The organism is Chroococcidiopsis sp. CCNUC1 (assembly GCF_023546805.1).
GTDB classification, from domain to species: Bacteria; Cyanobacteriota; Cyanobacteriia; order Cyanobacteriales; family Chroococcidiopsidaceae; genus Chroococcidiopsis; species Chroococcidiopsis thermalis.
Genome location: NZ_CP097480.1, coordinates 624,455 through 649,033, shown reverse-complemented (window position 1 = coordinate 649,033; position 24,579 = coordinate 624,455). Strand labels below are relative to the sequence as shown.

The 24,579-nt window shown below is 44.7% G+C and carries 26 protein-coding genes; 10 read left to right on the top strand and 16 right to left on the bottom strand.

The window, feature by feature from the left end; translation table 11 throughout:
• Nucleotides 1-208: 208 nt before the first annotated feature.
• From M5J74_RS03070 to M5J74_RS03055, 4 genes are all read right to left on the bottom strand, one after another.
• On the bottom strand, nucleotides 209-1,171 hold the full coding sequence (locus M5J74_RS03070; RefSeq protein WP_250015315.1) for a glycosyltransferase family 2 protein: 963 nt from the start codon (nucleotides 1,169-1,171) through the stop codon (nucleotides 209-211).
• A gap of 145 nt (nucleotides 1,172-1,316) precedes the next feature.
• A complete protein-coding gene (locus tag M5J74_RS03065; RefSeq protein ID WP_106168203.1) occupies nucleotides 1,317-1,733 on the bottom strand; it encodes a hypothetical protein in 417 nt (138 codons plus the stop codon).
• Between the two features lie 110 nt (nucleotides 1,734-1,843).
• Complete coding sequence (locus M5J74_RS03060) at nucleotides 1,844-2,518, bottom strand: response regulator transcription factor (RefSeq protein WP_015152661.1); 675 nt, start codon at nucleotides 2,516-2,518, stop codon at nucleotides 1,844-1,846.
• On the bottom strand, nucleotides 2,511-3,968 hold the full coding sequence (locus tag M5J74_RS03055; RefSeq protein ID WP_371933999.1) for a sensor histidine kinase: 1,458 nt from the start codon (nucleotides 3,966-3,968) through the stop codon (nucleotides 2,511-2,513). Before M5J74_RS03055 ends, M5J74_RS03060 begins: the two co-directional genes overlap by 8 nt.
• A gap of 198 nt (nucleotides 3,969-4,166) precedes the next feature.
• Here M5J74_RS03055 and M5J74_RS03050 point away from each other — a divergent pair, with 198 nt between their 5' ends.
• Nucleotides 4,167-4,985: a SirB1 family protein gene (locus tag M5J74_RS03050; protein ID WP_015152659.1), complete on the top strand. Its 819-nt coding sequence runs from the start codon at nucleotides 4,167-4,169 to the stop codon at nucleotides 4,983-4,985.
• Nucleotides 4,986-5,068: 83 nt separating this feature from the next.
• Here the strand turns inward: M5J74_RS03050 and M5J74_RS03045 are convergent, their stop codons facing one another.
• Nucleotides 5,069-5,515, bottom strand: coding sequence for an SRPBCC family protein (locus tag M5J74_RS03045; RefSeq protein ID WP_106168202.1), 447 nt, complete (start codon nucleotides 5,513-5,515; stop codon nucleotides 5,069-5,071).
• A gap of 4 nt (nucleotides 5,516-5,519) precedes the next feature.
• Nucleotides 5,520-5,765 carry a hypothetical protein gene (locus M5J74_RS03040; RefSeq protein ID WP_250015306.1) on the bottom strand — a complete coding sequence of 82 codons (246 nt, stop codon included), beginning with the start codon at nucleotides 5,763-5,765 and terminating at the stop codon, nucleotides 5,520-5,522.
• Nucleotides 5,766-6,051: 286 nt separating this feature from the next.
• On the opposite strand from M5J74_RS03040, the gene M5J74_RS03035 reads away from it, so the two are divergent.
• A complete protein-coding gene (locus M5J74_RS03035) occupies nucleotides 6,052-7,803 on the top strand; it encodes a mechanosensitive ion channel (RefSeq protein WP_250015304.1) in 1,752 nt (583 codons plus the stop codon).
• Between the two features lie 53 nt (nucleotides 7,804-7,856).
• Here M5J74_RS03035 and M5J74_RS03030 read toward each other — a convergent pair whose 3' ends face one another.
• Complete coding sequence (locus M5J74_RS03030) at nucleotides 7,857-9,293, bottom strand: GTP-binding protein (protein WP_250015302.1); 1,437 nt, start codon at nucleotides 9,291-9,293, stop codon at nucleotides 7,857-7,859.
• A gap of 212 nt (nucleotides 9,294-9,505) precedes the next feature.
• Between M5J74_RS03030 and M5J74_RS03025 the strand changes: the two genes are divergently transcribed.
• Nucleotides 9,506-9,769 carry a DUF3146 family protein gene (locus M5J74_RS03025; protein ID WP_015152654.1) on the top strand — a complete coding sequence of 88 codons (264 nt, stop codon included), beginning with the start codon at nucleotides 9,506-9,508 and terminating at the stop codon, nucleotides 9,767-9,769.
• A gap of 73 nt (nucleotides 9,770-9,842) precedes the next feature.
• Here the strand turns inward: M5J74_RS03025 and M5J74_RS03020 are convergent, their stop codons facing one another.
• The 4 genes from M5J74_RS03020 to ntcA all read right to left on the bottom strand — a co-directional run bounded on the left by M5J74_RS03020 (nucleotide 9,843) and on the right by ntcA (nucleotide 12,760).
• Complete coding sequence (locus M5J74_RS03020; RefSeq protein ID WP_015152653.1) at nucleotides 9,843-10,262, bottom strand: pre-16S rRNA-processing nuclease YqgF; 420 nt, start codon at nucleotides 10,260-10,262, stop codon at nucleotides 9,843-9,845.
• 2 nt (nucleotides 10,263-10,264) lie between these two features.
• The gene (locus M5J74_RS03015; protein ID WP_015152652.1) at nucleotides 10,265-11,803 is read right to left on the bottom strand and encodes a DUF3084 domain-containing protein; all 1,539 of its coding nucleotides are present in this window, start codon (nucleotides 11,801-11,803) and stop codon (nucleotides 10,265-10,267) included.
• Between the two features lie 103 nt (nucleotides 11,804-11,906).
• The gene (locus tag M5J74_RS03010) at nucleotides 11,907-12,089 is read right to left on the bottom strand and encodes a hypothetical protein (RefSeq protein ID WP_250015300.1); all 183 of its coding nucleotides are present in this window, start codon (nucleotides 12,087-12,089) and stop codon (nucleotides 11,907-11,909) included.
• Nucleotides 12,089-12,760, bottom strand: a complete 672-nt coding sequence (ntcA, locus tag M5J74_RS03005) for a global nitrogen regulator NtcA (RefSeq protein ID WP_015152650.1) — start codon at nucleotides 12,758-12,760, stop codon at nucleotides 12,089-12,091. Before ntcA ends, M5J74_RS03010 begins: the two co-directional genes overlap by 1 nt.
• A gap of 461 nt (nucleotides 12,761-13,221) precedes the next feature.
• Between ntcA and fabI the strand changes: the two genes are divergently transcribed.
• A complete protein-coding gene (gene fabI, locus M5J74_RS03000) occupies nucleotides 13,222-13,998 on the top strand; it encodes an enoyl-ACP reductase FabI (RefSeq protein WP_015152649.1) in 777 nt (258 codons plus the stop codon).
• A 262-nt stretch (nucleotides 13,999-14,260) separates the two neighbouring features.
• Here fabI and M5J74_RS02995 read toward each other — a convergent pair whose 3' ends face one another.
• On the bottom strand, nucleotides 14,261-14,425 hold the full coding sequence (locus tag M5J74_RS02995) for a hypothetical protein (protein WP_015152648.1): 165 nt from the start codon (nucleotides 14,423-14,425) through the stop codon (nucleotides 14,261-14,263).
• Between the two features lie 169 nt (nucleotides 14,426-14,594).
• On the bottom strand, nucleotides 14,595-16,205 hold the full coding sequence (locus M5J74_RS02990; protein ID WP_015152647.1) for a peptide ligase PGM1-related protein: 1,611 nt from the start codon (nucleotides 16,203-16,205) through the stop codon (nucleotides 14,595-14,597).
• A 253-nt stretch (nucleotides 16,206-16,458) separates the two neighbouring features.
• Between M5J74_RS02990 and M5J74_RS02985 the strand changes: the two genes are divergently transcribed.
• The 3 genes from M5J74_RS02985 to M5J74_RS02975 all read left to right on the top strand — a co-directional run bounded on the left by M5J74_RS02985 (nucleotide 16,459) and on the right by M5J74_RS02975 (nucleotide 19,634).
• The gene (locus tag M5J74_RS02985; RefSeq protein ID WP_015152646.1) at nucleotides 16,459-17,319 is read left to right on the top strand and encodes an SDR family oxidoreductase; all 861 of its coding nucleotides are present in this window, start codon (nucleotides 16,459-16,461) and stop codon (nucleotides 17,317-17,319) included.
• 315 nt (nucleotides 17,320-17,634) lie between these two features.
• Nucleotides 17,635-18,930, top strand: coding sequence for an adenylosuccinate lyase (gene purB / locus M5J74_RS02980; protein WP_106218696.1), 1,296 nt, complete (start codon nucleotides 17,635-17,637; stop codon nucleotides 18,928-18,930).
• A gap of 134 nt (nucleotides 18,931-19,064) precedes the next feature.
• On the top strand, nucleotides 19,065-19,634 hold the full coding sequence (locus M5J74_RS02975; protein WP_199755616.1) for a DUF4126 domain-containing protein: 570 nt from the start codon (nucleotides 19,065-19,067) through the stop codon (nucleotides 19,632-19,634).
• A gap of 85 nt (nucleotides 19,635-19,719) precedes the next feature.
• On the opposite strand, the gene M5J74_RS02970 is transcribed toward M5J74_RS02975, so the two are convergent.
• Nucleotides 19,720-20,088, bottom strand: a complete 369-nt coding sequence (locus M5J74_RS02970; RefSeq protein ID WP_015152643.1) for a DUF1823 family protein — start codon at nucleotides 20,086-20,088, stop codon at nucleotides 19,720-19,722.
• 189 nt (nucleotides 20,089-20,277) lie between these two features.
• Here M5J74_RS02970 and M5J74_RS02965 point away from each other — a divergent pair, with 189 nt between their 5' ends.
• A complete protein-coding gene (locus M5J74_RS02965; RefSeq protein WP_250015296.1) occupies nucleotides 20,278-21,159 on the top strand; it encodes an NAD(P)-dependent oxidoreductase in 882 nt (293 codons plus the stop codon).
• Between the two features lie 4 nt (nucleotides 21,160-21,163).
• Here the strand turns inward: M5J74_RS02965 and M5J74_RS02960 are convergent, their stop codons facing one another.
• Nucleotides 21,164-21,658, bottom strand: a complete 495-nt coding sequence (locus tag M5J74_RS02960; RefSeq protein ID WP_199755617.1) for an ureidoglycolate lyase — start codon at nucleotides 21,656-21,658, stop codon at nucleotides 21,164-21,166.
• 163 nt (nucleotides 21,659-21,821) lie between these two features.
• On the opposite strand from M5J74_RS02960, the gene M5J74_RS02955 reads away from it, so the two are divergent.
• Both M5J74_RS02955 and M5J74_RS02950 read left to right on the top strand, forming a co-directional pair.
• Nucleotides 21,822-22,889 carry a BMP family protein gene (locus M5J74_RS02955; RefSeq protein ID WP_106218695.1) on the top strand — a complete coding sequence of 356 codons (1,068 nt, stop codon included), beginning with the start codon at nucleotides 21,822-21,824 and terminating at the stop codon, nucleotides 22,887-22,889.
• Entirely contained in the window at nucleotides 22,886-24,394 is a 1,509-nt protein-coding gene (locus tag M5J74_RS02950; protein ID WP_371933998.1) for an ABC transporter ATP-binding protein, read from the top strand. The genes M5J74_RS02955 and M5J74_RS02950 overlap by 4 nt, the downstream gene beginning before the upstream one ends.
• On the opposite strand, the gene rd is transcribed toward M5J74_RS02950, so the two are convergent.
• Nucleotides 24,391-24,552 (bottom strand): rubredoxin, encoded by a 162-nt coding sequence (gene rd / locus M5J74_RS02945; RefSeq protein WP_015152638.1) that lies wholly within the window; start codon nucleotides 24,550-24,552, stop codon nucleotides 24,391-24,393. The two genes, M5J74_RS02950 and rd, sit on opposite strands and share 4 nt — an antisense overlap.
• Nucleotides 24,553-24,579: the final 27 nt, after the last annotated feature.

Here is a 24,579-nt window from a genome sequence, read left to right as displayed (position 1 = left end):
TTGCGCGATCGCTTCTTTAGCAAACAGGTTTTTATTTGACACTGGTAATTGGTAATTGGTAATTGGTAATTGGTAGTTTCTTCTCCCTTGTCCCCCTTGTCCCCCTTGTCCCCCTTGTCCCCCTTCGCCCCCTAATCCCCACTCCCTCCGGTCGCGGGGTCCCCTTGTCCCCCTTGTCCCCCTTGTCCCCCTTGTCCCCCTTGTCCCCTCAGCTCTCTTTCTCCCTGCTCCCTTCAATATCCGCCCGTCGTAGTCGTAATTGAATTTCTTCTAATACTTTGCGGTTGACTGCTAAGAGATCGGCAACTAAGCCAAAAAGCCACAATTGTACGCCAGTAATAATTAAAATTGCTGCTAAAATCAAGCTAGGGATACGAGTACGAGTTGTGCCATCAAGAAAAAATATCAGCCATCGAATCCCCAGCAATGTACCCAAACTAAAAGGAATGCTGCCTAAAATTGTGAAGAATTTTAGGGGGTGATAGGTCATGAAAATGCGTAAAATTGTAAAGAGCGATCGCTGAATGTAAGTTGGAATGTTTTTCACTAAACGCGAAGGTCTGAGATATTTATTCGTTCTAATCGGAACGGCAGTAATCGGAATACCTTTTTGTCCAGCTTGAATGATCGTTTCTAGCGTATAAGTATATTCGTTAAATACATTTAATTGCATTGCTGCTTCTCGACTAATTGCCCGAAAACCACTGGGTGCGTCGGGAATGTCCGTGTTGCTGGCAAGGCGTACCACCCAACTTCCTAATTTTTGTAAAACTTTTTTAGTTGGGGAAAAGTGTTTAATTTTATAAATTGGTCGCGTGCCAATGACAATTTCTGCTCTACCTAATAAAATGGGGGCAATTAATTTAGGAATATCATCAGCACAATATTGATTATCTGCATCAGTATTAACAATAATATCTGCTCCTGCGATTAGACAAGCTTCTATCCCTGCCATAAATGCTTTTGCAAGTCCTTGATTGTGGTTCAATCTGACTATGCGATCGACCCCAAACTCTTTAGCAACTGCAAGTGTTTTATCCGTACTGCCATCATCAATTACTAACCATTCTACACAGCTAATCCCAGGTATTTCCCGCGGCAAAGCTGAGAGAGTAGTTCCCAAAGTTTCTGCTTCGTTATAACAAGGAATTTGAATAATTAGCTTGGTCATACGGTGATATATACAGAATTCATAAGCTTTTTAGTTATTTGTCATTTGTTATTCGTGAGTGGCTGGTGGAACCAGTGGCTAGTGGCTAGATTTTTTTCCGATCAACGATTCCACTAAACACTAGTCACTTTCTTAAAATATTAAATTAAAACGTAACAATTACCCCTTCGCGATCGCCTGTATATTCGTAGGTTCTAAGTTTACCTTCAGCCAGTTGCGGTTGAATAACTTCTTTAATAATGGTAAAAGCACAACTATTATTACCAGTATCAATCTGCAACTTATTACTGAGAAACTGATACTTTATATCGTTCATATAGTTGGCGCAAATTATTTTTACCTGCTTATTACTGCTGACTAAATTTTGAATATCTTCTATTTTCTTTTCATATTCTTCTGGTGGTTCTGGTGGTTCGGCAGGTCTGCTAGGATTTCTAGGAGTGCGTCGTGGAAGTTCAAAAGAAGAATTGTTGTCTGAGTTAGGAGAGGTAGATTGCGCCGCCACAATTGTAGGCAATGCCAGAAAAGCGATCGCGGCGATCGAGCTAAGAATTAAACGCATAATTAAATTTACAGTTTATGAGAGTAACAGGTAAGTCGTAGGTCGGAATTGACTGATAACTGATAACTATGTACAGACGTTACATGTAACGTCTCTACACTGACAACTGTTCACTGCTGACTAACGAAACGGTATCCCATACCTCGGACGGTTTCAATCAGGTGAGAACTGATTTTTTTGCGTAAATAGCCAACATAAACATCAACAATATTAGAACCAGGATCGTAGTCATAACCCCAAACAGCACTGAGGAGTTGCTCGCGGCTGAGGACTTGATTGGGATGCCGCAGAAATGTTTCGATCAACGTAAATTCTTTTGCAGAAAGTTCAATCGAGCGATCGCCAATTCTAACTTGTCGCAGCCGCAAATCTAGGACAAGATTACCTGCTTTGAGTTCCGCAATCTCCTTCGTAACGCTCTGAGTTTTGTCGCGTAACCGCAAACGCACCCGCGCCAGCAATTCTTCAAACCGAAATGGCTTGGTCATATAGTCATCAGCGCCTCCCTCTAGTCCCGCTACTTTATCATTCACATCGTCGCGAGCAGTGAGAATGACGATCGGTAAATATTCTCCTTGACCGCGCAATGTTGATAATATCGTCCAACCGTCTTGTCGCGGTAGCCCTATATCGAGAATCATGAGGTCAAAATCTTTGCTATTGGCTACAAGTAAAGCTTCATCGCCATCCCGAACTACTGAGACTGTGTAGCCATTGGCTTTTAGTCCTTTTTCAATAAAAGCACTAATCCGGGGTTCATCTTCGACGATTAAAATTCTACTCATGAGATGATATCTCTGATGTGGGTTCGATAGGAAGTACGATGGTAAAAGTAGAGCCGCGATGAGGACGACTACTTAGTTCAATTTTGCCACCGTGAGCTTGAGCGATCGCCCGCACGATTGCCAAGCCTAAGCCAGCACCTTCAGAACGTCTTTGACTTTTGGTAGTGCGAGCAAAGCGTTCAAAAATTCTTTGTTGGTCTGCCAGAGAAATACCTTCGCCCGTATCGCGCACCCATAACCGTACCCAATTGTGTCTCTGCATACAGCCTAAAGCGATCGTATCTCCCGTTGTCGTGTGTTGGGTGGCATTCTGAGCCAAGTTTATCATTGCTTGGGTGAGACGCTGACGGTCGGCAATAATTGTCCCTGGACTATGGCGATCGATCTGCCAGTGACGATCCGTTGATAGGGCGATCGCCTTAGAGTAAATTTCTGCTACCAAGGTAGTCAGATCTAATCTTTCCAGCTTTAAAAAGTTTGGTTGCTCCGCCTTAGCGAGGAGTAACAGATCGTCAACAAAACGACTCATGCGATCTAATTCGTCTGTCACCAAGGCTACAGTTTCCTCTCGTTCTTGGGGATCGTCGCCCATAAGTTCTAAGTGACCGCGGATGATAGTAATTGGCGTTCGCAGTTCGTGACTGGCATCGTTAATGAAGTTGCGTTGGCTGCTGAAAGCAGCTTGGAGGCGATCGAGCATTTCATTAAATGTCGTTGCGAGTTCGGCAACTTCATCCGACCCTTTGACAGGAATGCGGCGAGTCAGGTCAGATTCGCGAATCGAGCGTGCAGTTTCCGTGAGTAAATGTAGAGGAGTCAGCGTTCTACCTGCTACTAACCAAGCAAGGATAGCTGCCCCAATGATGACAAAAATTTTGACTTGAATAATCACTGCCATTGCTTCATTCACTTCTTGGCGTTCCCCTGCTGTCAGTTGAGCGACCACAAAGACTCCGTGAGTTTCATCTCTGATAATAGGGGCAGCGCGATAGAGAATCGTGCCTACAGCAGTCTCTCTGGCTCCCTGTTCGGGCTGAGTCAATTTACCAAAATATTGAATTAGCTCTGAATTCTGTTTTAGTGGCTCGGGTAGCGCTCTAGGGCTGGAGCGATCGATTTCACCCTCGATGATGGCAATCAAAAACTCATCGTCATCAGGAATGTTGCGGTTGAGAAAAACTTTAAATAAAGCTTTAAGGTTATGTTGAAAAGGTTTTCCCGTGTTGGGGTCTTTGCCATTAGCTAAAACTCGAAACTCCTTAACTTCCTGTAGCAAAGAGGTTGCATGTCTTGCCTCTAGGCGCGCCAGTAAGACTTGCCGGATGACCAAGGTGGAAAGAAACGCACTACAAGTTAATAGCAAGACATACCAAATTAAAATGCTGGTACGCAAGCTATAAAAGATCCGCCGCCATTGTTGAGTTTTATCGAAACGATTTGGTGGTGACACTTCTGTTTTTGATGGCTCAAATCGATTGCAGAATTTTTGACCTCGATCGCTGACTTCCCACGTTTGTTGTTTTTGATGCAACTATCTCTGGTTGAGTTCCATAAGACTGACCTTAAGGATGCACCATTTATACTGTGTTGTCTGTTTTAATTTATGTAAAGAGTGTAAAACGATCCTTATTATTCTTTGCAATTAGTGATGGTTCCGGTAGCAAGGCAATTTTTCTCTCAAGAGATCGATCGCTCTGATGAGCAGATCGATCTAGCCAAAGCAGCTCTGTACATTGCTCAGGAGGAATATCAAGACCTCGATCCAGCAGAATATCTCAACGCTCTAGATACGATGGCAGAAGAATTACTAGAGCGGCTACCTATTCAGAGGTATCCCTTACGTGTCATTCACACTATTAATCAATACTTATATGAAGACTTAGGATTTAAAGGAAATGTTAATGAATATCACGATCCGCGTAATAGCTTCTTAAACGATGCGATCGAGCGACGGACGGGAATCCCGATTACACTATCGCTAATCTACCTAGAGTTAGCTAAGCGAATTGACTTTCCGATGGTTGGAGTGGGAATGCCAGGGCATTTCCTGATTCGTCCTGACATACCGGAAATGGAAATTTTTGTCGATGCCTTCAATCGCGGTGAAGTACTGTTTCCCCAAGACTGTCAAGCAAAATTGAGCCAAATTTACGGACAGCCTGTAGCATTACGAGCGGAATTTTTGCGATCGGTGACTCATCGGCAATTCTTAGCACGGATGCTGACAAATTTGAAGTATATTTATTTACAACAGCAGGATTTAGAAAAAGCACTGGGAACAGTGGAAAAGATTTTGCTCTTGTTTCCAGATATCCCAGGTGAAACACGCGATCGCGGTTTAATTAACTACCAGTTGGGACATTGGTTTTCAGCCATTTCCGACTTTGAATCCTATCTTGCCCAAGCCCCCCATGCAGAAGATGCTCCAGTAATTCGCAAGTTGTTGAGTCAACTGGGAAGAGGATAGGGTTGGAATTCGGAATTCGGAATTCGGAATTCGGACAAGGGAGAAGAGGAAGCAATTCTGGTTCCGCTAGCGACTCACTCCCACTACTCCCTACTCACTTCCTCTGCAACCTGCTTGAGGCGCTGGAGTTGAGTTTTCATGTCTGCTTGCGTCCAGGGGGCGGCGAAGGTGTGGAAACCCCAGCTAACGATGGGATTGGGAATCTCAAATTCAAAGCGGTTAAGCAGGCGCGTTCCTTGGGGTAAAGGCTGACACTCCCAGCGATCGCTACCCCGAAAAAAACCCTCAAACCCCCAGACAATTAACCCGGGAGCGCGATCGAGCGTGACGCATTCTAAAGTTGGTTTGACTAAGGGAACTTGAATAAGAAAACGGCTGCGGCTACCTATTTCCGTACTCCACTCGCCTACAGGTTCGCAACGCAGGGCTGGGTTCAACCACCGATGCATTAGATGCAAGTCGGTAATGCAACGCTCGACAGCCGTTGCACTAGCAGCAATCTCAATTGATTGTTCAAATATTTGTGTCATTTGTTCAGTTATCAGTTGTCAGGGTATGGGTAATGGGTAATGGGTAGTTGGTAGTTGGTAGTTGGTAGTTGGTAATTGGGTGGTGAGTGGTGCGTTCAGAACTAGGGTGTGGGGTGTATGTAGTGAGTGGTGCGCTCAGGCTTGGCTTGCGACTGCGAAAGAGCGACTTGCGAAAGAGCGACTTGCGAAAGAGCGACTTGTGAATTACTCTCTGCTCCCTTATCTCCCATTTATCAGAAAATTTAATCATAATCTTTACGAGCAAACTGATTTGATTTCGCATCTATCACAATGATGAAAATCTGAAAACTCACTAATCCGGGGATTCTTCTGGCATAACTACTCACTAAGGTAGATGTGGAATGAGAAACTGAGGAATCACTCTGTATAAGAACTCTATATTTCTCCTCACTAGCTAATTTGCTGACAAAGTACAAAAATACAAGGGAGTTGTAGCAGAATTCCCAGTTCTGCTACCAAAAAGAGCGATGACTGGTATTCTCTCCTCATGAAATTTACAGTTAACTCGGAAAATTATGAATGCAATTTGGCACGGGATAACCCACTCGACTAACTGGGATAGACCGCTGCAAGCGTCTTGGCGACATTTGGCGCAAGCAGCACCACCAGTACAGCAGGGACAACAGGCTGTTGAGCGAAGTGTGGATTACGTACAAAATATTTGGGGTAGCTTGTTAGCGTTTATTCCTAACTTGCTGGGAGCAGTCTTGATTCTGGCGCTTGGTTTGATCGTGGCTGCGATCGCTAAAGCTATAGTCAAAGGCATCCTCAATCGCACGGATATTGACAATCGCATTGCAGCAAGTATTACTGGTCGTTCGGATAGCCGCGACTTACCCAGAGTCGAAGAACTGATTGCCAACCTAGTCTATTGGATTGTGATTCTCTTCACCGTAGTAGCGGTGCTAAACGCACTCCAACTAGAGGTCGTATCTCGTCCTTTGGGTGGCTTTCTCAATACTGTACTGAGCTTCATTCCTCGAATACTAGGAGCGCTGATCTTTCTGGGTGTAGCTTGGGCGATTGCGACGATCGTGAAGTTGATTACAGTCCGAGGACTACGCGCTGCTAGGCTGGACGAGCGTTTAGACCAGCGACCGCAAGGAGTAACCCGACCACCAAACCAAGTATCGCTGAGCGATACGATTGGTAATGCCTTGTACTGGTTTATATTTTTGCTGTTTTTAATTCCTATCCTCGATACTCTTGGTTTGCAGCAAGCATTACAACCAATAGAGGGTTTGGTGAGCGAGATTCTCTCAGCGTTGCCAAATATTTTGGTAGCAGTCATTATTGCTGCTGCTGGTTGGTTGTTGGCTACTGTAGTGCGTCGGATCGTCACTAATTTGCTGATCTCAACTGGAATTGACCAAGCAGGATCGCGCTTTGGACTGCGAACCACGGCAGGAGGGCAATCTTTATCGGGAATTATTGGCACGATTGTCTACGTCCTCATTTTGATTCCAGTAGCGATCGCGGCACTACAACAACTGCGCATTGATGCGATCTCGACTCCAGCGATCGCCATGTTGCAACAGATCCTCAATGCTTTACCACTAATTTTTACAGCAGCATTAATTCTCATCCTGGCTTACTTCCTGGGACGATTCGTCGGAGATCTGGTGACGAATATTCTCACAAGTATTGGCTTCAACAATATCTTCTCCGTATTGGGACTACCTACTCTCAGACGCAGAAGCGCCGCGCCAAGCCCCACCTATGAGGAACCAGGAGCAATTCCGCCACCACCATCGACGGGGCAGCCAACAGTCATTCAAAGGGAACCAACACCTACAATCTCCGCTCGTACACCAGCTGAAATTGTTGGCATTATCGTATTTGTGGGAATTATGCTGTTCGCTACGGTGACGGCAGTTAATATTTTGGGTATTCCCGCATTAACTACCCTTGTAAGCGGTATTATCGTCATTTTTGGACGAATTTTAGCTGGATTGGTAGTATTCGCCATTGGCTTATTTCTGGCAAACTTGGCTTACAACATCATCACCAGTTCGGGCGATCGCCAAGCCCAGATTTTAGGACAGATAGCCCGCATAGCAATTATTGCCCTCGTCTCAGCAATGGCGCTGCAACAGATTGGGATTGCCCAAGATATCGTAAATTTAGCATTCGGATTGCTATTTGGCGCGATCGCTGTTGCTTCTGCGATCGCCTTCGGTTTGGGTGGTCGGGAAATAGCCGGACAACAAGTACGGGAAATTCTCGAATCCTTCAAGCAGCAGCGGAATTTACCTCCACGGACGTGAGATAGTTGCTGGTGGCTAGAGAATACTAGCCGCTAGCCACTAACTACTAGCCACTAACCCCTCGCCCCTAATTTCGCGACCAACTCATCTTTAATCCGATTCAGAATCGAAGTTTGGTCGAGGGAGGACAAAATGCGAGTAATGACCGCTTTTGGTCCTTCTGGTCCCCAAGTTGCGCCGTTAGCGAGGTATGCTTTTGTCACTTGTCCGATGCTGTAAGCAGAAACACCCGCCACACCTGCTTGGGTAATAGCAACAGAAAGGTAGGGAGCCAGAGTAATGCCCCCGGTAGCGGGGGTAGCTATACCAAGTAGGCTTTTCAGGGAACTCAAACCCAAATTGGCTAGCAATTGGCTGGCACTAATTCCGCCCAAACTCAGGGCGATTTTTTGTAGCAATTGCAAGGCTCCCGTCTGTGACATCGGGATGTCATATAACTTAGCTAAAGACAGGATGAGGATCGCATCGATCGCAGCTCCACTGAGCAGATCGACCATCATTATTGGGTTGAGGGCGATCGCTACGGCTTTGGTCATGGTTGCCCGCCAAATTAGGCGATCGGCACTGCTGGCACGAATTTCGAGTTTACGCTTGACAATTTGCTCGTTCACGTTGTCGGCATAAAGCATTGTATTGAGGGCAACTAAAGCTTTGCCTTCCCGATGTAAAATTTCGAGAATTTTTAACTTTAATTCCTCAACTTGCGGCTGTCCCTGGCTGAGTTGCACGCTTCTGGTTCCATCAGGACGCACGATCGCTTTTTTGGTCAAAGGAGAAGCCGCCGCCATGACAATTTCATCGGGAGAGAGTAATTCTTTGACTCGTTCGTCGCGAATTTTTTGATAGATCGCTATCCGGTCGGCTTGGGGATATTGGTCGATTTTATTAAATACCAACAGGATCGGCTTGCCAATGTCTCGCAGTTGGGAAAGAGCCTTGTGTTCTACTTGCGTCATATCTCCGGCGATCGCAAATAAAATCAGATCGGCACGATTGGCAATTTGCGCGGCGAGAGCAGCGCGAGTTTCTCCATCAACCTCATCTAAGCCAGGGGTGTCAATCAACTCTACTTGAGAATCGCCGCTACTAGGCAAGGTAAATTTAACGTAGCGATCGCCCGCACCAATAGTTTCTTCTGTAACTTCCCACTGTGCTTTTTGAGTGCTGCGAGTCACGCCATGCAGTGGACCCGTTTCAAAGACTTGCTGCCCTAACAAAGCATTAAGTAGAGATGATTTTCCCCTACCTACCATACCGAAGACAGCAATTTGCACCACCCTCTGCTCTAGATTTTCCAGCATCGTCTCTAACTGGGCGATCTCCGTTTCTAATCCCTCTCGTTCTTGTGGTTTGAGGTCGAGACGAGTGACTAAGTTATGAAGAGTATCTTTTGCCTGTTTGTAGTTAATTTCTGCCTGAATATCATCAAAGCCCCAAATTGCCTTATCTAATTCATCGGCTAATTCCGTCTCTTCTAAAGGCTCGTGCATAGATGGAAATAATCTCAGTTTTCAGTGACTAGTGACTAGTGACTAGTGAAGACGAAAACTAGGAATCTAGCCGCCAGCCACCAGCCACTAACCACTCAAGACTCACTTTCTTTCGTTAGAAAGATCGCTTTCGCCTCTTCGATCCTATAAGTTGGTTTTGGTATTGTGGGAAGTAAGTCATTCGGAAAGCATTTCATAACGGTAGTATCATTGTGAGTCGTAAACGATTACCAGAAACTGTTGCCCACGTTCGGATTACACGACAATCTTGGCAGCACGGTTTGCTAGAGGGAGAAGTGTGCGCTGGTAATTTTGAGTGGCAATTCCAGTGGCGATTTCACCGAGGCGAGTTATCTGTTAAACCTTCGCAAGGAAGGGCATTGATTCAAGAACCTCTTGGTCGCTTTTTAGAGCAACGGGATTATCAGCTAGAACCAGGCGGAGATTACGCATTTAAAATTCGGGCAGAAATTTAACGATTGGTAATTGGTAGTTGGTAGTTGGTAGTTGTTGGTTAGTAGTTTTTAGTTGCTGTTCCTGAAGCTCCCATTACCCATTACCAGCATCTAAATATCTTTCAATGAGCAATATTGCTACGATATCGTCGATCGCCCGTGGGGGTTGACGCATTCCCTGCGGGATGAGGCGAGAAAGACCAGTTGGAGGATACATCTGCCAGTAGCGATCGCGTGCTTCTAAAGTCGTGTTACGTTCGTCTACCATGACTATTGTTAGCGGTTCTAGTTGTGCTTGACTAATTTTTTGCTGCCACTGTTTGGATGTGGTTCGATCGCCCATAACCAATAGGGAGATGGGATATTGTTGGCGTAACGCTTGAATAGTGGCGATCGCTTCTGTAGCTGGTACAACTTGATGGTAGGACAAATTACCATCCAGCCCCATCACTGCCACACCGCATTTATCTCGACCAGGATCGAAGCCTAATATCACAGTTGAGTCCATCCCCATACCTACTCCCCACTCTCTGCTTCCTGGTTCTCTGCTCCTCTGCTCCCTGCTCCCTGCTCCTCTGCTCCTCTGCTCCCTGCTCCCTGCTCCCCGCTCCCTGCTCCCTGCTCAGTCGGCTGCGGTAAACTTTGTTGAGTACTAAATATCACCTGTCCGTTTTGGGTTGCCAGTAGCTCCACAGCTATAGGTCCAGCAGTGTAAATATTCTGAGCGGCGATCGCTTTCAATTCTAGCGGGCGATCGTAGCTCTGGAGTTGCTCGAAAAAGCGAATTAGGGTTTGGATACGATTGTCGGCAATCAGGAGATTCTCATCTAACACTCCGGCACGTTGAGCGCTAAATTTAGCAGCTTCTAACAACAAATCTATCCGCTGTCTCACTTCTCTAGTTGTCATTACTGCTGGGTTCGCTTCGATCCTAGATAAGACTTCTCCAGGTTTAAAGACTTGTTGATTCAGTGCCACATCAGCAAAAACTTGCACGGAACTTTCCCCTACTACATAATTATTTGCAGCAAGAATGCGGACAAGATAATCTTGCCCATCGTCAATTTGCTTGATGAGCTGTTCGACTTGTTTTTCCGAAATTTTGACAACCCTTTGGGAAATTTTTTCTACTCCAGGTTGAGTTTGATTCATCGCATTACGGTTAGCTTCGCGCAGAATTTCTTCGATAGCTTGACGAGCGGCTGAAGGACGAACGATGCGCACTACCCGCGCCGCTAGTACTTGACCCCTGACTAATGCCAGATTCCCTTGGCGCAGCAGTTGTAAGTTCCTTGCTAAAGCAATTGCTTCTTTTTCCAAATCTTTCAGCAAAGCTTCTCTTTGGGCAATACTTAGGTCTCGCCGCTGAATTTCTGCGTCTAATTTGGCAATTTCTCGGTCTTGCTGGTTAATTCTTGTTTTGAGTTGGTTTCGTTGGGCAACTAATGCTTGCAGTTCTTTCTGGTTCTGTTGAATTTCTTGACGCAGCTTGCGTGCTTGCCCAGTCACCGTATTCAGTTGCGCTTGAGCTTGCTGATATTGCGAGGAGATTTGCTTAAGTTGACTGCGAGTCCGGTTGAGTTGAGCTTGGGTTTGTACTTGTTTAGTTAACGCTGCCCGTAAAGATTGATTAATTTCTTTTAACCGCTTTTGGGCTAATGCTTGCTGTCTTTGAGCTTCTATCTGCTGAGCTTTCTGTTCTTCCCTGGCTTGAGTCAGTTCTTGCTCGACTTGAGTTTTGGCTTTGGTAGTTGTTTCTAATTGCTGGCGAGTTTCGGTTAAATCTTGTCGCCTTAATTCCAGCAATCGCTGTACCCTACCAATCTCAAAGATCCCATCTCGCAACCTCTTGTCAAAAGCTAGCAAAACCCCCAAAGTGGAAAAAGAAATCACCATCCCAGTCAAGATGGTAATCAAAGTAGCTGTGTTGCGGGGGCGCAGTTTAAACAAACTCAGCCGCGCTTTGCCTACTTTCGTGCCGATGCGATCGCCCACCGTCGCGATTACACCCCCCAAAATAATAATTGCTGCAATCCAGATGAATCCGGTGGACATTTCTTGTTGCGATTTACGTCATCCAGATACAGCCTATCCTAATAATGAAGGAGTAGGGAGTCAGTTATCAGTGACCAGTGACCAGTGACCAGTGACCAGTTAGTTATTTTATCTCCTCTGCCCACCTGCACACCTGCTTCCTTGTCCCCCTTGTCCCCTTGTCCCCTTGTCTCTCCCTTGTCCCCCTTGTCCCCCTTGTCCCCCTTGTCTCCCTTGTCCCCCTTGTCCCCCTTGTCCCCCTTGTCCCCCTTGTCTCTCTAGCCACCAGCCACCAGCCACTAACCACTAAGTAAACTGCTGACTCAATATGACGGGGTTGTGAACGGTGATTTTCTTTTTGTGGATGGAGATCATGTTTTTATCGCGCAAGTCTCCTAGCAAGCGGGTGACGGTAACGCGGGTAGAACCAATAGCTTCTGCGATCGCCTGATGGGAAAGCTTGAGATCGACCGTGATCCCATCTGGACTGGGAAGACCGAAATCGCGGCACAGAATTAATAAGAAACTGACCAAGCGCGAACCCATATCGCGGTGAGCCAGGGTTTCAATCATCATTTCTGTCTGCAAGATCCGCGAAGATAAGCCCCGCAGCATTAACATTGACAGATCGGGATTTTCTTTCAGCGCTTGCTCGACTTGCTCGATTGGTGCTGAGAGTAACTCCACTGGTGTAAAAGCTACTGCATGATAAAAGCGATCGCTACGATTGCCTGTCAGCAGCGACAGCACGCCGAATACGCTATTTTCTCGCAATAGTGCAACGGTGATCTCTTCTCCTGCTTCATATACTCTAGACAACTTCACCGCGCCTTTGAGTAAGAAATAGACCCGTTCTGCCGGATCGCCAGGAAAAAATATTGTTTTGCCCCGTTCAAATACTTCTACGACTGGTGGAAACGAACCTGCTCCTACCTGCCGAAATACCTGTGCTAGCGGTCTATCTTGCGTCACGACCATATTCCTTGCCCAACCAGATGTCCGTAAAGACTACACCAGATAACATCATCATTAAACAGATCGAGTCAAAATCCAGAAGATCTGCTCTTTATGCATCTAAATCAGAATCTTCCAGTTTTTTTGTATTCAAAGCTACAAAAGCTTGAATAGACCGCAAATAACTCGATTCCAAAGCAAAAATGGCAAAGTATTGTATCCTCTAATCTCAATTACTTAGCATGAAAACTACTTGCCAATATATCTTAAGTGAGAATAAGGCATTTTACTTAAATTCTAGCTAATTGATTTGAAAAAGTTGTGAGTAGTGAGTGACTAAGTGGCTAGTGGCTAGTGGCTAGTGGCTAGTGGAAGTAGTCACTGATGGAACTAGACTCTTTTCTAGTGACTAGTCACCAGTCACTGGTCACTGATATAGGTGTATGCTGCTAATGTGTTTCCTGACGTAGCCTGACACAGTTTGTATGCTAGATTTAACTGGAAAAAATGCCCTTGTAACTGGCATAGCCAATAACCGCTCCATTGCTTGGGGGATCGCCCAACAGTTACACAAAGCTGGTGCAAACCTGGGGATCACCTATTTACCAGACGAACGCGGCAGGATGGAAACAAAAGTTGCCGATCTAGTAGCTCCCCTGAACCCCAGCCTGTTTTTGCCCTGTGACGTGCAGAATGAAGCGCAGATTCAATCTACCTTTCAGGCGATCGCAGAAAAATGGGAGAAATTAGATATTCTAATCCATTGCCTTGCCTTTGCTAACAAGGATGACTTGAGCGGAGATATCAGCGGTACTTCGCGATCGGGTTACGCTAAAGCTCTAGATATTAGTGCTTACTCTTTACTGCAATTGAGCGGAGCTGCTAAACCCCTGATGACAGCAGGGGGTAGTATTGTCACTCTTACATATTTAGGCGGCGTGCGAGTAATTCCTAACTACAACGTGATGGGAATTGCTAAAGCAGCTTTAGAAATGAGCGTGCGGTATCTTGCATCTGAAATGGGACCGCAAAACATCAGGGTGAATGCTATTTCCGCCGGTCCAATTCGTACCCTAGCTTCTTCAGCAGTAGGTGGAATCTTAGATATGATTCATCATGTCGAGCAAGTTGCTCCCTTGCGTCGCACAGTCACGCAAACTGAAGTGGGTAACACCGCAGCTTTCCTGTGCAGCGACTTAGCTAGCGGGATCACGGGTCAAGTGATATATGTCGATGCTGGTTACGAAATTATGGGTATGTAAAAAAGAAACCTACCCAATACCTGGGTAGGCGAAACTGTTCAAAACTATTTTTGGATTGAGCTGTCTTGTATAGGGAGCAGAGAGCAGAGAGTAGGGAGCAGATGAAATTGATTTGTCCCAACCTTTCCGCGCTCTACTATACTCAATTGTCTTGTAATAACTTATGTTAAAAACAATATTATTATCATTGATATATTTGCTTTAGATTAGAGATATAAAATCTTTCTCTAAAACCAAATTAGCCGTAACCGATCGCCAGTAACTATTCTGCAATTAGCATCGCCAACCAGTTACAAAAATCATCTAGACAAGCAACCAAAAAACCAGCCATATAACCGATCGCGTAAGCTTGCTTGGTGAAGTAATCGACAACGCGATCGCTCGATTTAGTAGGTGAGAGAGATTGTACTGGCTGAAAGTTTGTCATAAATTTGAAGTGGAAAATTTAAGCTTTTTTCCAGCTTAATCAGTCTTGGCTATTTTAGCCCGCTCCACTATGTAGATATTATCAAAGCTTTAGAAACTAGCAAGAGTTTGTAAAATCTTAAAGATGTGAAGCTTTGAGGTAAAAGCAAACACTTTCCGCCATCCCCCGATCAACCTCCTTCCAATCGCCAGCCGAAGGGAATAATCTGCTGGGCAGTAGTAGTAGCAGCAGCGTTATGATGAGATTTTGTCTCTCCGTCTAAGACTTTGATCACCTTTTGATAGATATCTTCTGCTTGTTGAGGGGAGTCACCGATACTTGTCAAGCCTAGTTTGCCAAATTCTGACAGACAACCCATCAAATGAAAAACAGTCCCCGTTTCCGTTCCTGTGTCGAAGTGCAAGCGGTGAGAAGCGATAATATCCATTAAATCATTTGGTAATAGACCTCGATAGCGTTTCTTATGTAAATTGTCGGTAGCAACATAATACTTTGCTCGCCCTTGTTGGCTGTAGAATAGTCCGGTTGAAAGGTCATAGCGCCCGTTAGTTAATAACTTTAATGTCATGAAAGGATGGGTCGTTCCACCTTTACGAAGGTTGATTTCTATTGCTTGCAAGTCCCAGTTACCATCAGCTTGCTGTACAGCCATGAAATCAATGCCAAACCGTTCTAAAGCACCTTTTTTTGCTAAAGTCCAGCCAATTTTTAAACCCAAATCTTGTAACTGCACTCGATAAGCTTCGTCAGCGGGAAACCGACAGCCAAGATAAATTTGTCCGTCTGGACCACCTAAAATCTGGTCGTGAGTAGAGAGAATTTCAACCGTGCCATCAGGTAAAATTCGACCTTGAACGCTGGGCGATCGCTTCACTTCTCCTTCAACAAACGCTTCAACAATTGCTCCTAATTCGGGAACGCGGCTAGCATAATTTGTCCAATTTTCTGATGTGGCTTGAAATCGCAAAGAAGGTAGACTATCTTTGATAGCAGCAACGCGATCGCCATGAGAAATTTTTCCTGGGGCAAATTCCTGTAAAGGTTTTAGGTCGAAAAGAGCATTTGCTTCGCCAGAAATTCCCTCATTTAATTTGACCACCATGCGTTTGAGATGCGGTTGGCGTTCCCATAATTCAGCAGTTGCTGTGGCTAAATCGTCTACACTATCGAGGCGATCGTGACACCCATCGGGATGAGGCACGCCACTCTCAGCGAAAATTTGCCGACTACCGCTTTTTGTCCCCCAAATTGTGAGATCGGGATCGGCAGCATAAAGAGGAATTTCTAACTTGAGAGATAACTCTCTTTCCCAAGGGGAAGTGTTGTAACAAATCATAAACGATTGATCCCGCCGCAGTGCTTGCTTAATTCGCTCGATCAGGCGGGGTCGTTCTAAAATTTTTTGAGTCAGTGGTTTGAAGGAAGAATCGTAGGTAGATAAAAGTAATAAGCGATCGCGGGCGTGAGAAAAGGGAATGCCTGGTAACAGTTGTAAGTAATAATCGATGACGCTGGGATGTAGGGGCTGAGATGTAATATAAATCAGTCGCGTGCGGGGATTTTGCAAGCGAATTAACGAAAACAGCAGGCGTTCTTCGTAATGCAACACGCCTTCAATTTTTTGAATCTCTCGCTGATCGACACTTAGAGAGGGAATGACTAAAATATCTCCGTCACTTCGATCGAAGCTTTCTACATTTTTCCATCGATCGCGCAACTGCATTTGTAACTGACGAAATGTTTCTACCTGTGTCGATAGATGACGGTCTAATATCTGCATTGCCCTTGCCCTTCAATCCTTGGCGATCCCGCTAATTGCGATCGTACTACAACCACATTTTTTGCAATATATGTCCTAAGGAGCAATCAATAATTCTCAACAATTAACTATTGCGGATACAAATATCCATACACCAAAAGAGCGATCGCATTCTGTATCTGTTTCCACCTTCAGACTGAATAACCGCAATCGAACAATTAGCTAAATTAAGCGGAGTGAAATCATTACAAATGTCAAATTTAGGAGAAAGTTTATGCCAGAAGAACAAACGTTACAACCTCCTCAACAGCAAGAACAAAGACCAGGAAAAGAGTCCGAAATGACTCCTCAACCCAAAGCCGATGACTCTAAATATCGTGGTAGTGGGAAGTTGCAGGGTAAAGTAGCGCTAATTACTGGCGGCGATAGCGGCATCGGACGGGCAGTAGCCATTGCTTATGCTAAAGAAGGCGCAGATGTGGCAATCCTCTACTTGAACGAACACGACGATGCGAAAGAAACAAAGCGTCTCGTAGAAGAACAAGGTAAAAAGGCGGTGGCGATCGCGGGCGATATTGGCGATGAAAACTTCTGTAAGCAAGCCATACAACAAACGATTGATGAATTTGGCAAACTCGATATTTTGGTGAATAACGCCGCCGAACAGCATCCCCAAGAAAGCATCGAACAGATCAGCGCCGAACAATTGGAACGTACTTTCCGCACCAATATTTTTAGCATGTTCTTCATGACAAAGGCAGCAATGCCTCACTTAAAAGAAGGTAGCGCGATCGTCAATACAACTTCTGTCACCGCATATCAAGGCAATCCAACACTGTTAGATTACTCTTCCACCAAAGGCGCGATCGTTGCCTTTACGCGATCGCTATCCAAGAGCTTGATTGAAAAAGGCATTCGCGTCAATGCCGTTGCCCCTGGTCCGGTTTGGACTCCCCTAATTCCTTCAACTTTCCCAGAAGATAAAGTTGCCAATTTTGGTAAGCAAGTCCCGATGCAAAGACCCGGACAGCCAGAGGAAATTGCCCCCAGCTACGTATTTCTCGCCTCAGATGACTCTTCCTATATTGCAGGTCAAGTGATTCATCCCAACGGTGGTACGGTTGTCAACGGTTAGAATAGACCTCCTGCATGAATCAAAAACTATGGATGTCATTCTGTTGGCGAAGCCTTCCCGAAGGGTACGAAACGTAGTGTAGTGAAGAATCACCGAAGATATTTCGCTTCGCGTGTGGATGACAATTCAAGTATTCACGCAGGAGGTCTAATGTTACGGTGGGAGTCGGGAGTGGCTAGTGCCTGGTGAAGAAAGGGTGTGGGGTGTGGGGTATAGTGGATTGCTGGCTGGTCACTAGTCACTGGTCACTGGTCACTGCTCCCTGCTCCCTGCTCCCTTCCTGGTAAAATATGACAGTTGGATTCTGTGGCGGTCGTGATCGAGCGTTATACTCTGCCCGAAATGGGCGAAATCTGGACGGAGACATATAAATTTAAGACGTGGCTGCAAGTAGAAATTGCAGTGTGCGAAGCACAGGCGGAACTAGGATATACCCCAGCAGCAGCGGTAGCAGAAATTAAAGCAAAGGCAAATTTTGACCCCCAAAGAATCTTAGAAATTGAAGCAGAAGTTCGTCACGATGTCATCGCTTTCTTGACAAACGTGAATGAATATGTCGGCGATGCAGGGCGCTACATCCACTTAGGCATGACAAGTTCGGATGTACTCGATACAGCGTTGGCGCTACAACTTGTCGCTAGTCTAGATTTGATTTTGGCAAGGTTAGCAGATGTCATCGCTGCCATCCGCAAACAAGCACAGCAGCACCGTCACACGGTAGCAATTGGGCGATCGCACGGAATTCACGCCGAACCGATTACATTTGGCTTTAAGCTAGCTGGTTGGTTAGCCGAAGTCTTGCGCCACCAAGAACGCCTCACCAGGATGCGAGAAGAAATCGCTGTGGGGAAGATTTCCGGTGCGGTAGGAACTTATGCCAACATTGAGCCGCGCGTGGAAGCGATCGCCTGTGCTAAACTCGGACTCAAGCCAGATACAGCCTCAACTCAAGTCATTTCTCGCGATCGCCACGCCAATTTTGTCAATCATTTAGCACTCTTAACCGCCTCCATCGAACGCTTTGCCGTCGAAATTCGCAACCTCCAACGCACGGATGTACTTGAGGTAGAAGAATATTTCTCCAAGGGGCAAAAAGGTTCCTCAGCCATGCCTCATAAGCGCAACCCGATCCGTTCCGAACGCCTCACGGGGATGGCACGGATGGTGCGCGCTGCCGCTGTAGCAGCTTTAGAAAACGTTGCTTTGTGGCACGAACGCGATATTTCCCACAGTTCCGTTGAAAGAGTAATGCTACCAGATGCTTGCATTTTGACGCATTTTATGTTGAAAGAAACAACAGATCTGGTGCAGAATCTGCTGGTGTATCCCGAAAACATGGCGCGAAACATGAATGTTTACGGGGGTGTTGTCTTTAGTCAGCGAGTGCTATTAACTTTAATCGAAAAAGGCATGAGCCGAGAAGAAGCTTATGCGATCGTTCAATCCTGCGCCCATCAAGCTTGGAACACACCAAGCGGAAATTTTCACGATTTGGTGACAAAGGATTCTCGGATTACCCAAACACTTTCACCTGAAGAAATTGAAGCTTGTTTCGATCCCCAGCATCATCTACAACATTTAGAAGAGGTATATCAAAGATTGGGGATTTAGATAAGATAAAGAAATTCTGGATTTCGAGCGCGCAAAGACGCAAAGGCGCTAAGAGGTTGCTTTGCGCCTTTGCGTCTTTGCGTGACATTTTTTGAAAACCCTTGGGCAGGAGAATAGCTAACTTTAGGAGATAATTGAGTTTAGATGTTGCGATAGTAGAAATTTTAGCAGCGCTTTCGATTTCGGCGGCGGCGGGAATTAGAATTACTTTGCCTTTGCTGGTTCTAGGATTGTTGCAGGGGGAAAACTTTTGGTACAACGTTCCCATTTTATCTAATATTTATCCGCCAATCGTGTTAGGTATTCTGATAAGTTGTTGTTTAATTGAGTTAATCGCCTCAAAAAATTTGCTCGGTCAGCGCTTGCTGCAAATCGCATATTTACCACTCTGCCCAATTATCGGAGCTATATTAGCGATCGCGCTTATTCAAGGTGTACCAAAAATTTTAATTGGCTTAGTTGGCGGCTTTGTGGCTTTACTCTTACAACTGATTCAAGCTGGGTGGTTTTATCGTTGGAATCGTTTTTCTCTTTGGCTATCTTTTCTGCAAGATAGCTTGTGTATTTTCCTCGTTTATTTAGCTTTGAAAGCACCACAATTAGGAGGTATTGTAGCGCTGATTCTTTTGGGGTTAGCTGTCAATAGTTACAAAGAATTAAGGCAATGGTATCTTAGGCAATATCAATCTCGACGCGATCGGTAGAGAATTAATTAACATGCATAATCAGTAGGGGCGTACAGCTGTGCGCCCCTACCAGCATCGTACACGCAATTTTTTAAATTGTAATTCAAGGTTTTTGCAATTGCATATAACTCAACAACCAATTAGCAACTGTAGCGCGGCGAGTTTGACGTGGACCAAATTCACCAATTTTGTAACCTTTAAAACCCAATTGTTCTTTTAATAATTGCTTGTTTTCTGACGGAATCGAACGAGTCAGCTTAACGCTGGCTGGGCGACTATCAATGAAATCTGGGGGCGTAGTGGGATACTCGTCACGCCATTCTGGAGCTACATTTGTAGTATCCCAAACATTATTTGTTTCGTTGTAACGATAGCCTAGATAGTGCCAAACTAATTGATTCACCATATTATCGTCAATTTCTTCGTTCAAAATCGCCCAAATCGTTTCTGTGTTAAGTGGAGGTATTGACATATAGCAGTTTTAGTTGTCAGTTGTCAGTTGTCAGTTATCAGTGACTCGACCGAAACATCTAGCCATTAGCCACCAATTACCAATTACCAATTACCAATTACCAATAAAATTATCCTCCAATATGTAGACGAGAATTCCCGTTAAAACGAGCTAGATTCCCTCTTAGACACTCGCAAACTAGGTAATTTGATGAAGATTGCATATCTTGGCTTAGGGATCATGGGTAGCGGGATGGTGGGTAATCTCCTCCAAGCCGGACATTCGGTTACAGTCTGGAATCGGACACCGGATCGCTGCACTCCTTTGGTAGAAAAAGGTGCGACTCAAGCCAATACGCCAGCACAAGCAGTAGCTAATGCTGAGATCGTCATGTATTGTTTGAGCAATGAAGAAGCGATCGCAGATACGGTTTTTGGTGAAGATGGTATTCTTTCTGGGGTGCATCAGGGACAAATTGCGATCGATATGAGTACCGTTCATCCAAATACAAGTCGGCGGGAGGCAGTTGCATATGCAGAGAAGGGTGTAGAATTTATCGATGCACCCGTTTTTGGCAGTAAAAATGAGTCTGCGGCTGGTGGTTTGTGGATTGTTGTCGGTGGCAAGAAGGAAGTTTTTGAAAAAGTTAAACCCATCCTCGAACCCTTAAGCGAAACCATACATTATATGGGCGAAACGGGCATGGGCGCGACAATGAAATTAGTTGGTAACGCAGTTGTAATTTCCCAAATTGAAGCCCTTGGGGAAGCGATGATATTAGCCAAAAAAGCGGGATTAAATCCTCAAGATGTACTCGATGTTTTGCACGTAACTGATTTTAAATCACCCATTTTTGATGGGATGGGAAGTACGTTAGTTAAAAGAGATTTTAGTACGAGTTTTGCCTTGAAGTGGTTGTTAAAAGATGCAAATTTAATCGCGCAACTCGCCCAAGATAATAATTCTCCTATTCCCGCGATCGCACTTGCCCGGGAGACAGTTAAAGCTGCGGTAAACCACGGCTGGGGCGAGGAAAATGCTTCAGCAGCAATCAAAGCTTTGGAATTACAAGCGGGAATAGAAATAAAATAAACAGCTAAATAATCTCAAACTCCAAGCGATCGCTCTGAAGAAAATTGTGGGTGAAATGGTCTACTAAATTGGTATCGGCTAATTCTAAATTATAGAAATCTACCATTTCATGCTCGAAATATGGTCCAGCGTGCCAAGTTCCTATTGCTAATTTAATAAAACAATTCCCAGGAATCCGAAAAGCCTTTATTTCTTCTAGTGCTGGTGTATTGACATCATTATTAGGAGGTGCAACGGCAATTAACCAATCTTTTCCTGCTAACGAACCCAAACACTGAGTGCATTTTACGTGACGAGTTATGGTATGAAATTTTCGCCCTCGTCGCTGTAACCGCATGATATAAAATCGCGGTATACCATTTTGCAAATTTAATTGAGCATCGTTTGAATCGTAAGCTTTACCATCGTGACTGGGAAGAATTAATTGCCCATAACGCTGAAATTTTTCCTGCGTCACCCACTCAGCCTGTAATTGTTGTACTGTATTTGCTGTAGTCATTTCTTTGTGCTGCTGTGGTTTGTTAATTATAACAGGGAGCAGGGAGTAGGGAGTAGGGAGCAGGGAGTAGATAAATTATTTTTAAAGTATTATAAAATACCATTTTTAATAAATAAAACGTATAAGTAACTAAATTGGTACTCCTTAATTGAAGGGACGCGATATGTTAGAAATCAGTCGGCGTAAATTTGTACTCTACGGTGCGGCTGCATTGGGTACAAGTTTGTTACTCAAGGCTTGTGGCAATTCTAATCCTACCCAAACGAGCAACAGCCCGACTCCAGCAGCGGGGGGTGGTGAAGGATTTAAGGTGGCGATCGCCCTGCCTGGAGTAAGATCGGATAAAGCTTGGAATCAAGCAGGCTACGAAGGCGTAAACATCGCCAAACAAAAGCTAGGGGCGGAAACAGCTTACGTCGAACAAGTCGCGCAACCAGATCAAGCCGAGGCTTTGTCAGACTTCGCCCGTCGCGGTTTTAACGTCGTCTTCGCCCACGGAGGACAATTTGACGCAGCAGTGGAACAAGTTGCTACTCAGTTTCCTAAAACGTTTTTTGTCGCTGTGAATGGTTCTGTGAATGCAGAAAACGTGGCTGCATTACGCATCGATCATTTACAAGCCAGCTATTTATGCGGCATCATTGCGGCATCAATGACAAAATCTAATAGATTAGCTTATTTAGCCGGACAATCTTTTGAGGCTACATTACAAGAATTACGCGGGTTTGAGTTAGGGGCAAAATCTGTTAAACCTAACGTTCAAATTAGTTCTAGTTTTACAGGCGATTGGAATGATATTGCTAGGGCAAAAGAAGCAACTTTGGCAATTATTTCATCGGGTGCAGATGTGATTTATCAATGGTTGGACAATTCATCTCCAGCAGTATTACAAGCAGCTAGCGATAAAGGAATTTACGCTTTTGGCAATACGACAGATCAATTAAATGTTGCACCAAAAGCAGTTTTAACAAGTGCTTTAAAGCGCATCGATCTCGCAATCGCCTTTCTTGCCGAACAAGCAAAAAACGGTCAAATCAAAGGTCAAACCTATGCCCTTGGTTTAGCAAGACCAGATATTTTAAATTTAGGTAAGTTCGGTCAAATGGTTCCAGAAGGATTGCAAAAACAGGTTCTTAGTACTAGACAAGCAATTATCGATAATAAAATTACGTTTGAAAATTGTCAGGAAGGTGGCAAAGAGACGCGATGCGTGAAGACAGCATCGACATGACTTATTTACGCCTAGAAGGAATTACTAAACGCTTTGGTTCGTTTGTGGCTAACGATAACATTAGTTTGAGCGTGGCTGCTGGAACGATTCACGCGCTTTTAGGAGAAAATGGCGCGGGTAAGTCTACTTTAATGAATATTCTCAGCGGACTTTATCAGCCGGATGGCGGGCAAATTTATTTAGAAGATAAACCAGTTTTAATTAATTCCTCTAATAAGGCAATTCAACTTGGCATTGGCATGATTCACCAACATTTCATGCTCGTACCGCAACTCACAGTCACAGAAAACATTATTTTAGGAACGGGCGATCGCTTTAATTTAAATTTGCGACATAAACAACAAGAAATTACTGAATTATCTCAAATTTATAGTTTAGAAGTCGATCCGAAAGCAAAAGTAGGAGATTTACCAGTAGGGGTACAACAGCGAGTAGAAATTCTTAAAGCTTTGTACCGTCAAGCCCGGTTGTTAATTTTAGATGAACCGACAGCCGTACTCACACCCTCAGAAGTTGAATCTTTAATTGCAATTTTACGACAGCTAGCAGCAGCAGGACAAACAATTATATTTATCAGCCACAAGCTGGAAGAAGTCATAAGTTTATGCGACACCGTCACTATATTACGGCGAGGTCAAGTCGTAGCAAATACCACAACAAAAGCTTCTAGTCCGCAACAGTTAGCAGAATTAATGGTAGGGCGAGAAGTTGTTTTACAGTTACATAAATCTGCAACTTCTCTAGGAAAAAAAATATTGTCCGTACAGTCTTTACAAGTGGAAGACGATCGCGGTGTTGCCGCAATCAGAAATATTTCGTTTCAACTTCATGCAGGCGAAATTCTAGGTGTTGCTGGAGTTGATGGGAACGGACAGCGAGAATTAGCAGATGCGATCGCAGGTTTGCGTTCTGTAAAAGCCGGAAAAATTTGCTTGGATGGACGAGACGTGACGTTATGGAATCCACAAAAGCGAGTTCGAGAATTACAAATAGGTTATATCCCTGAAGATCGTCAAACAATGGGTTTGATAATGGGGTTTAGTATTGCAAATAATTTAATTTTAAAAGCTTTTATACAGTTACCTTTTGTGAGGCGTTTCTTGCTACAAAAACAGGTTATAGAGCAAAATGCCGAGACTAAAATTCAGCAATTTGATATTCGCGCTTCTGATGGGAATGTGAAGGTAAGCCAGCTATCAGGTGGAAATCAGCAGAAAGTTGTCTTAGCACGAGAATTAGATCGAGAACCATCATTGATTATCGCCATGCAACCGACGCGGGGGCTAGATGTGGGGGCGACAGCAGCAGTACAACAACAATTATTATCTCAACGCGATCGCGGTGCCGCTGTTCTCTATATTTCTACAGAATTAGAGGAAGTTATGGCAATGAGCGATCGCATAGCAGTAATATATCGGGGCGAATTTATCGATGTTTTAGATCGGGAAAGGGCGACAATAGAAACAATTGGGTTATTAATGGCTGGAGGAAGAAACCCAATCTAGTTTTCTGGTTCAAACATCTCTTTTGCAGCCGCACAAACCGGACATACCCAATCATCCGGTATATCCTCAAATTGCGTACCTGGTTCTATTTCTGCTTCTGGATCTCCTGCTTCTGGATCGTAAATGTAACCACAGACGCTACAGATATATTTCTGCATTTTTCCGCTCCAGCATGAAATTATATA

Excerpts from the sequence above, each read along its gene's own strand:
- M5J74_RS02985 (WP_015152646.1), top strand. The coding sequence starts at position 16,459 with ATGCCAGAAGAACAAACGTTACAACCTCCTCAACAGCAAGAACAAAGA.
- M5J74_RS03020 (WP_015152653.1), bottom strand. The coding sequence starts at position 10,262 with ATGGGGATGGACTCAACTGTGATATTAGGCTTCGATCCTGGTCGAGAT.
- fabI (WP_015152649.1), top strand. The coding sequence starts at position 13,222 with ATGCTAGATTTAACTGGAAAAAATGCCCTTGTAACTGGCATAGCCAAT.
- ntcA (WP_015152650.1), bottom strand. The coding sequence starts at position 12,760 with ATGGTCGTGACGCAAGATAGACCGCTAGCACAGGTATTTCGGCAGGTA.
- M5J74_RS03040 (WP_250015306.1), bottom strand. The coding sequence starts at position 5,765 with ATGATTAAATTTTCTGATAAATGGGAGATAAGGGAGCAGAGAGTAATT.
- M5J74_RS03030 (WP_250015302.1), bottom strand. The coding sequence starts at position 9,293 with ATGCACGAGCCTTTAGAAGAGACGGAATTAGCCGATGAATTAGATAAG.
- M5J74_RS02960 (WP_199755617.1), bottom strand. The coding sequence starts at position 21,658 with ATGACTACAGCAAATACAGTACAACAATTACAGGCTGAGTGGGTGACG.
- M5J74_RS02965 (WP_250015296.1), top strand. The coding sequence starts at position 20,278 with ATGAAGATTGCATATCTTGGCTTAGGGATCATGGGTAGCGGGATGGTG.
- M5J74_RS02950 (WP_371933998.1), top strand. The coding sequence starts at position 22,886 with ATGACTTATTTACGCCTAGAAGGAATTACTAAACGCTTTGGTTCGTTT.
- M5J74_RS03065 (WP_106168203.1), bottom strand. The coding sequence starts at position 1,733 with ATGCGTTTAATTCTTAGCTCGATCGCCGCGATCGCTTTTCTGGCATTG.
- M5J74_RS02970 (WP_015152643.1), bottom strand. The coding sequence starts at position 20,088 with ATGTCAATACCTCCACTTAACACAGAAACGATTTGGGCGATTTTGAAC.
- M5J74_RS02955 (WP_106218695.1), top strand. The coding sequence starts at position 21,822 with ATGTTAGAAATCAGTCGGCGTAAATTTGTACTCTACGGTGCGGCTGCA.
- M5J74_RS02995 (WP_015152648.1), bottom strand. The coding sequence starts at position 14,425 with ATGACAAACTTTCAGCCAGTACAATCTCTCTCACCTACTAAATCGAGC.
- M5J74_RS03035 (WP_250015304.1), top strand. The coding sequence starts at position 6,052 with ATGAATGCAATTTGGCACGGGATAACCCACTCGACTAACTGGGATAGA.
- M5J74_RS03050 (WP_015152659.1), top strand. The coding sequence starts at position 4,167 with ATGGTTCCGGTAGCAAGGCAATTTTTCTCTCAAGAGATCGATCGCTCT.
- M5J74_RS03060 (WP_015152661.1), bottom strand. The coding sequence starts at position 2,518 with ATGAGTAGAATTTTAATCGTCGAAGATGAACCCCGGATTAGTGCTTTT.
- M5J74_RS03045 (WP_106168202.1), bottom strand. The coding sequence starts at position 5,515 with ATGACACAAATATTTGAACAATCAATTGAGATTGCTGCTAGTGCAACG.
- M5J74_RS03015 (WP_015152652.1), bottom strand. The coding sequence starts at position 11,803 with ATGTCCACCGGATTCATCTGGATTGCAGCAATTATTATTTTGGGGGGT.
- M5J74_RS03070 (WP_250015315.1), bottom strand. The coding sequence starts at position 1,171 with ATGACCAAGCTAATTATTCAAATTCCTTGTTATAACGAAGCAGAAACT.
- M5J74_RS02990 (WP_015152647.1), bottom strand. The coding sequence starts at position 16,205 with ATGCAGATATTAGACCGTCATCTATCGACACAGGTAGAAACATTTCGT.
- rd (WP_015152638.1), bottom strand. The coding sequence starts at position 24,552 with ATGCAGAAATATATCTGTAGCGTCTGTGGTTACATTTACGATCCAGAA.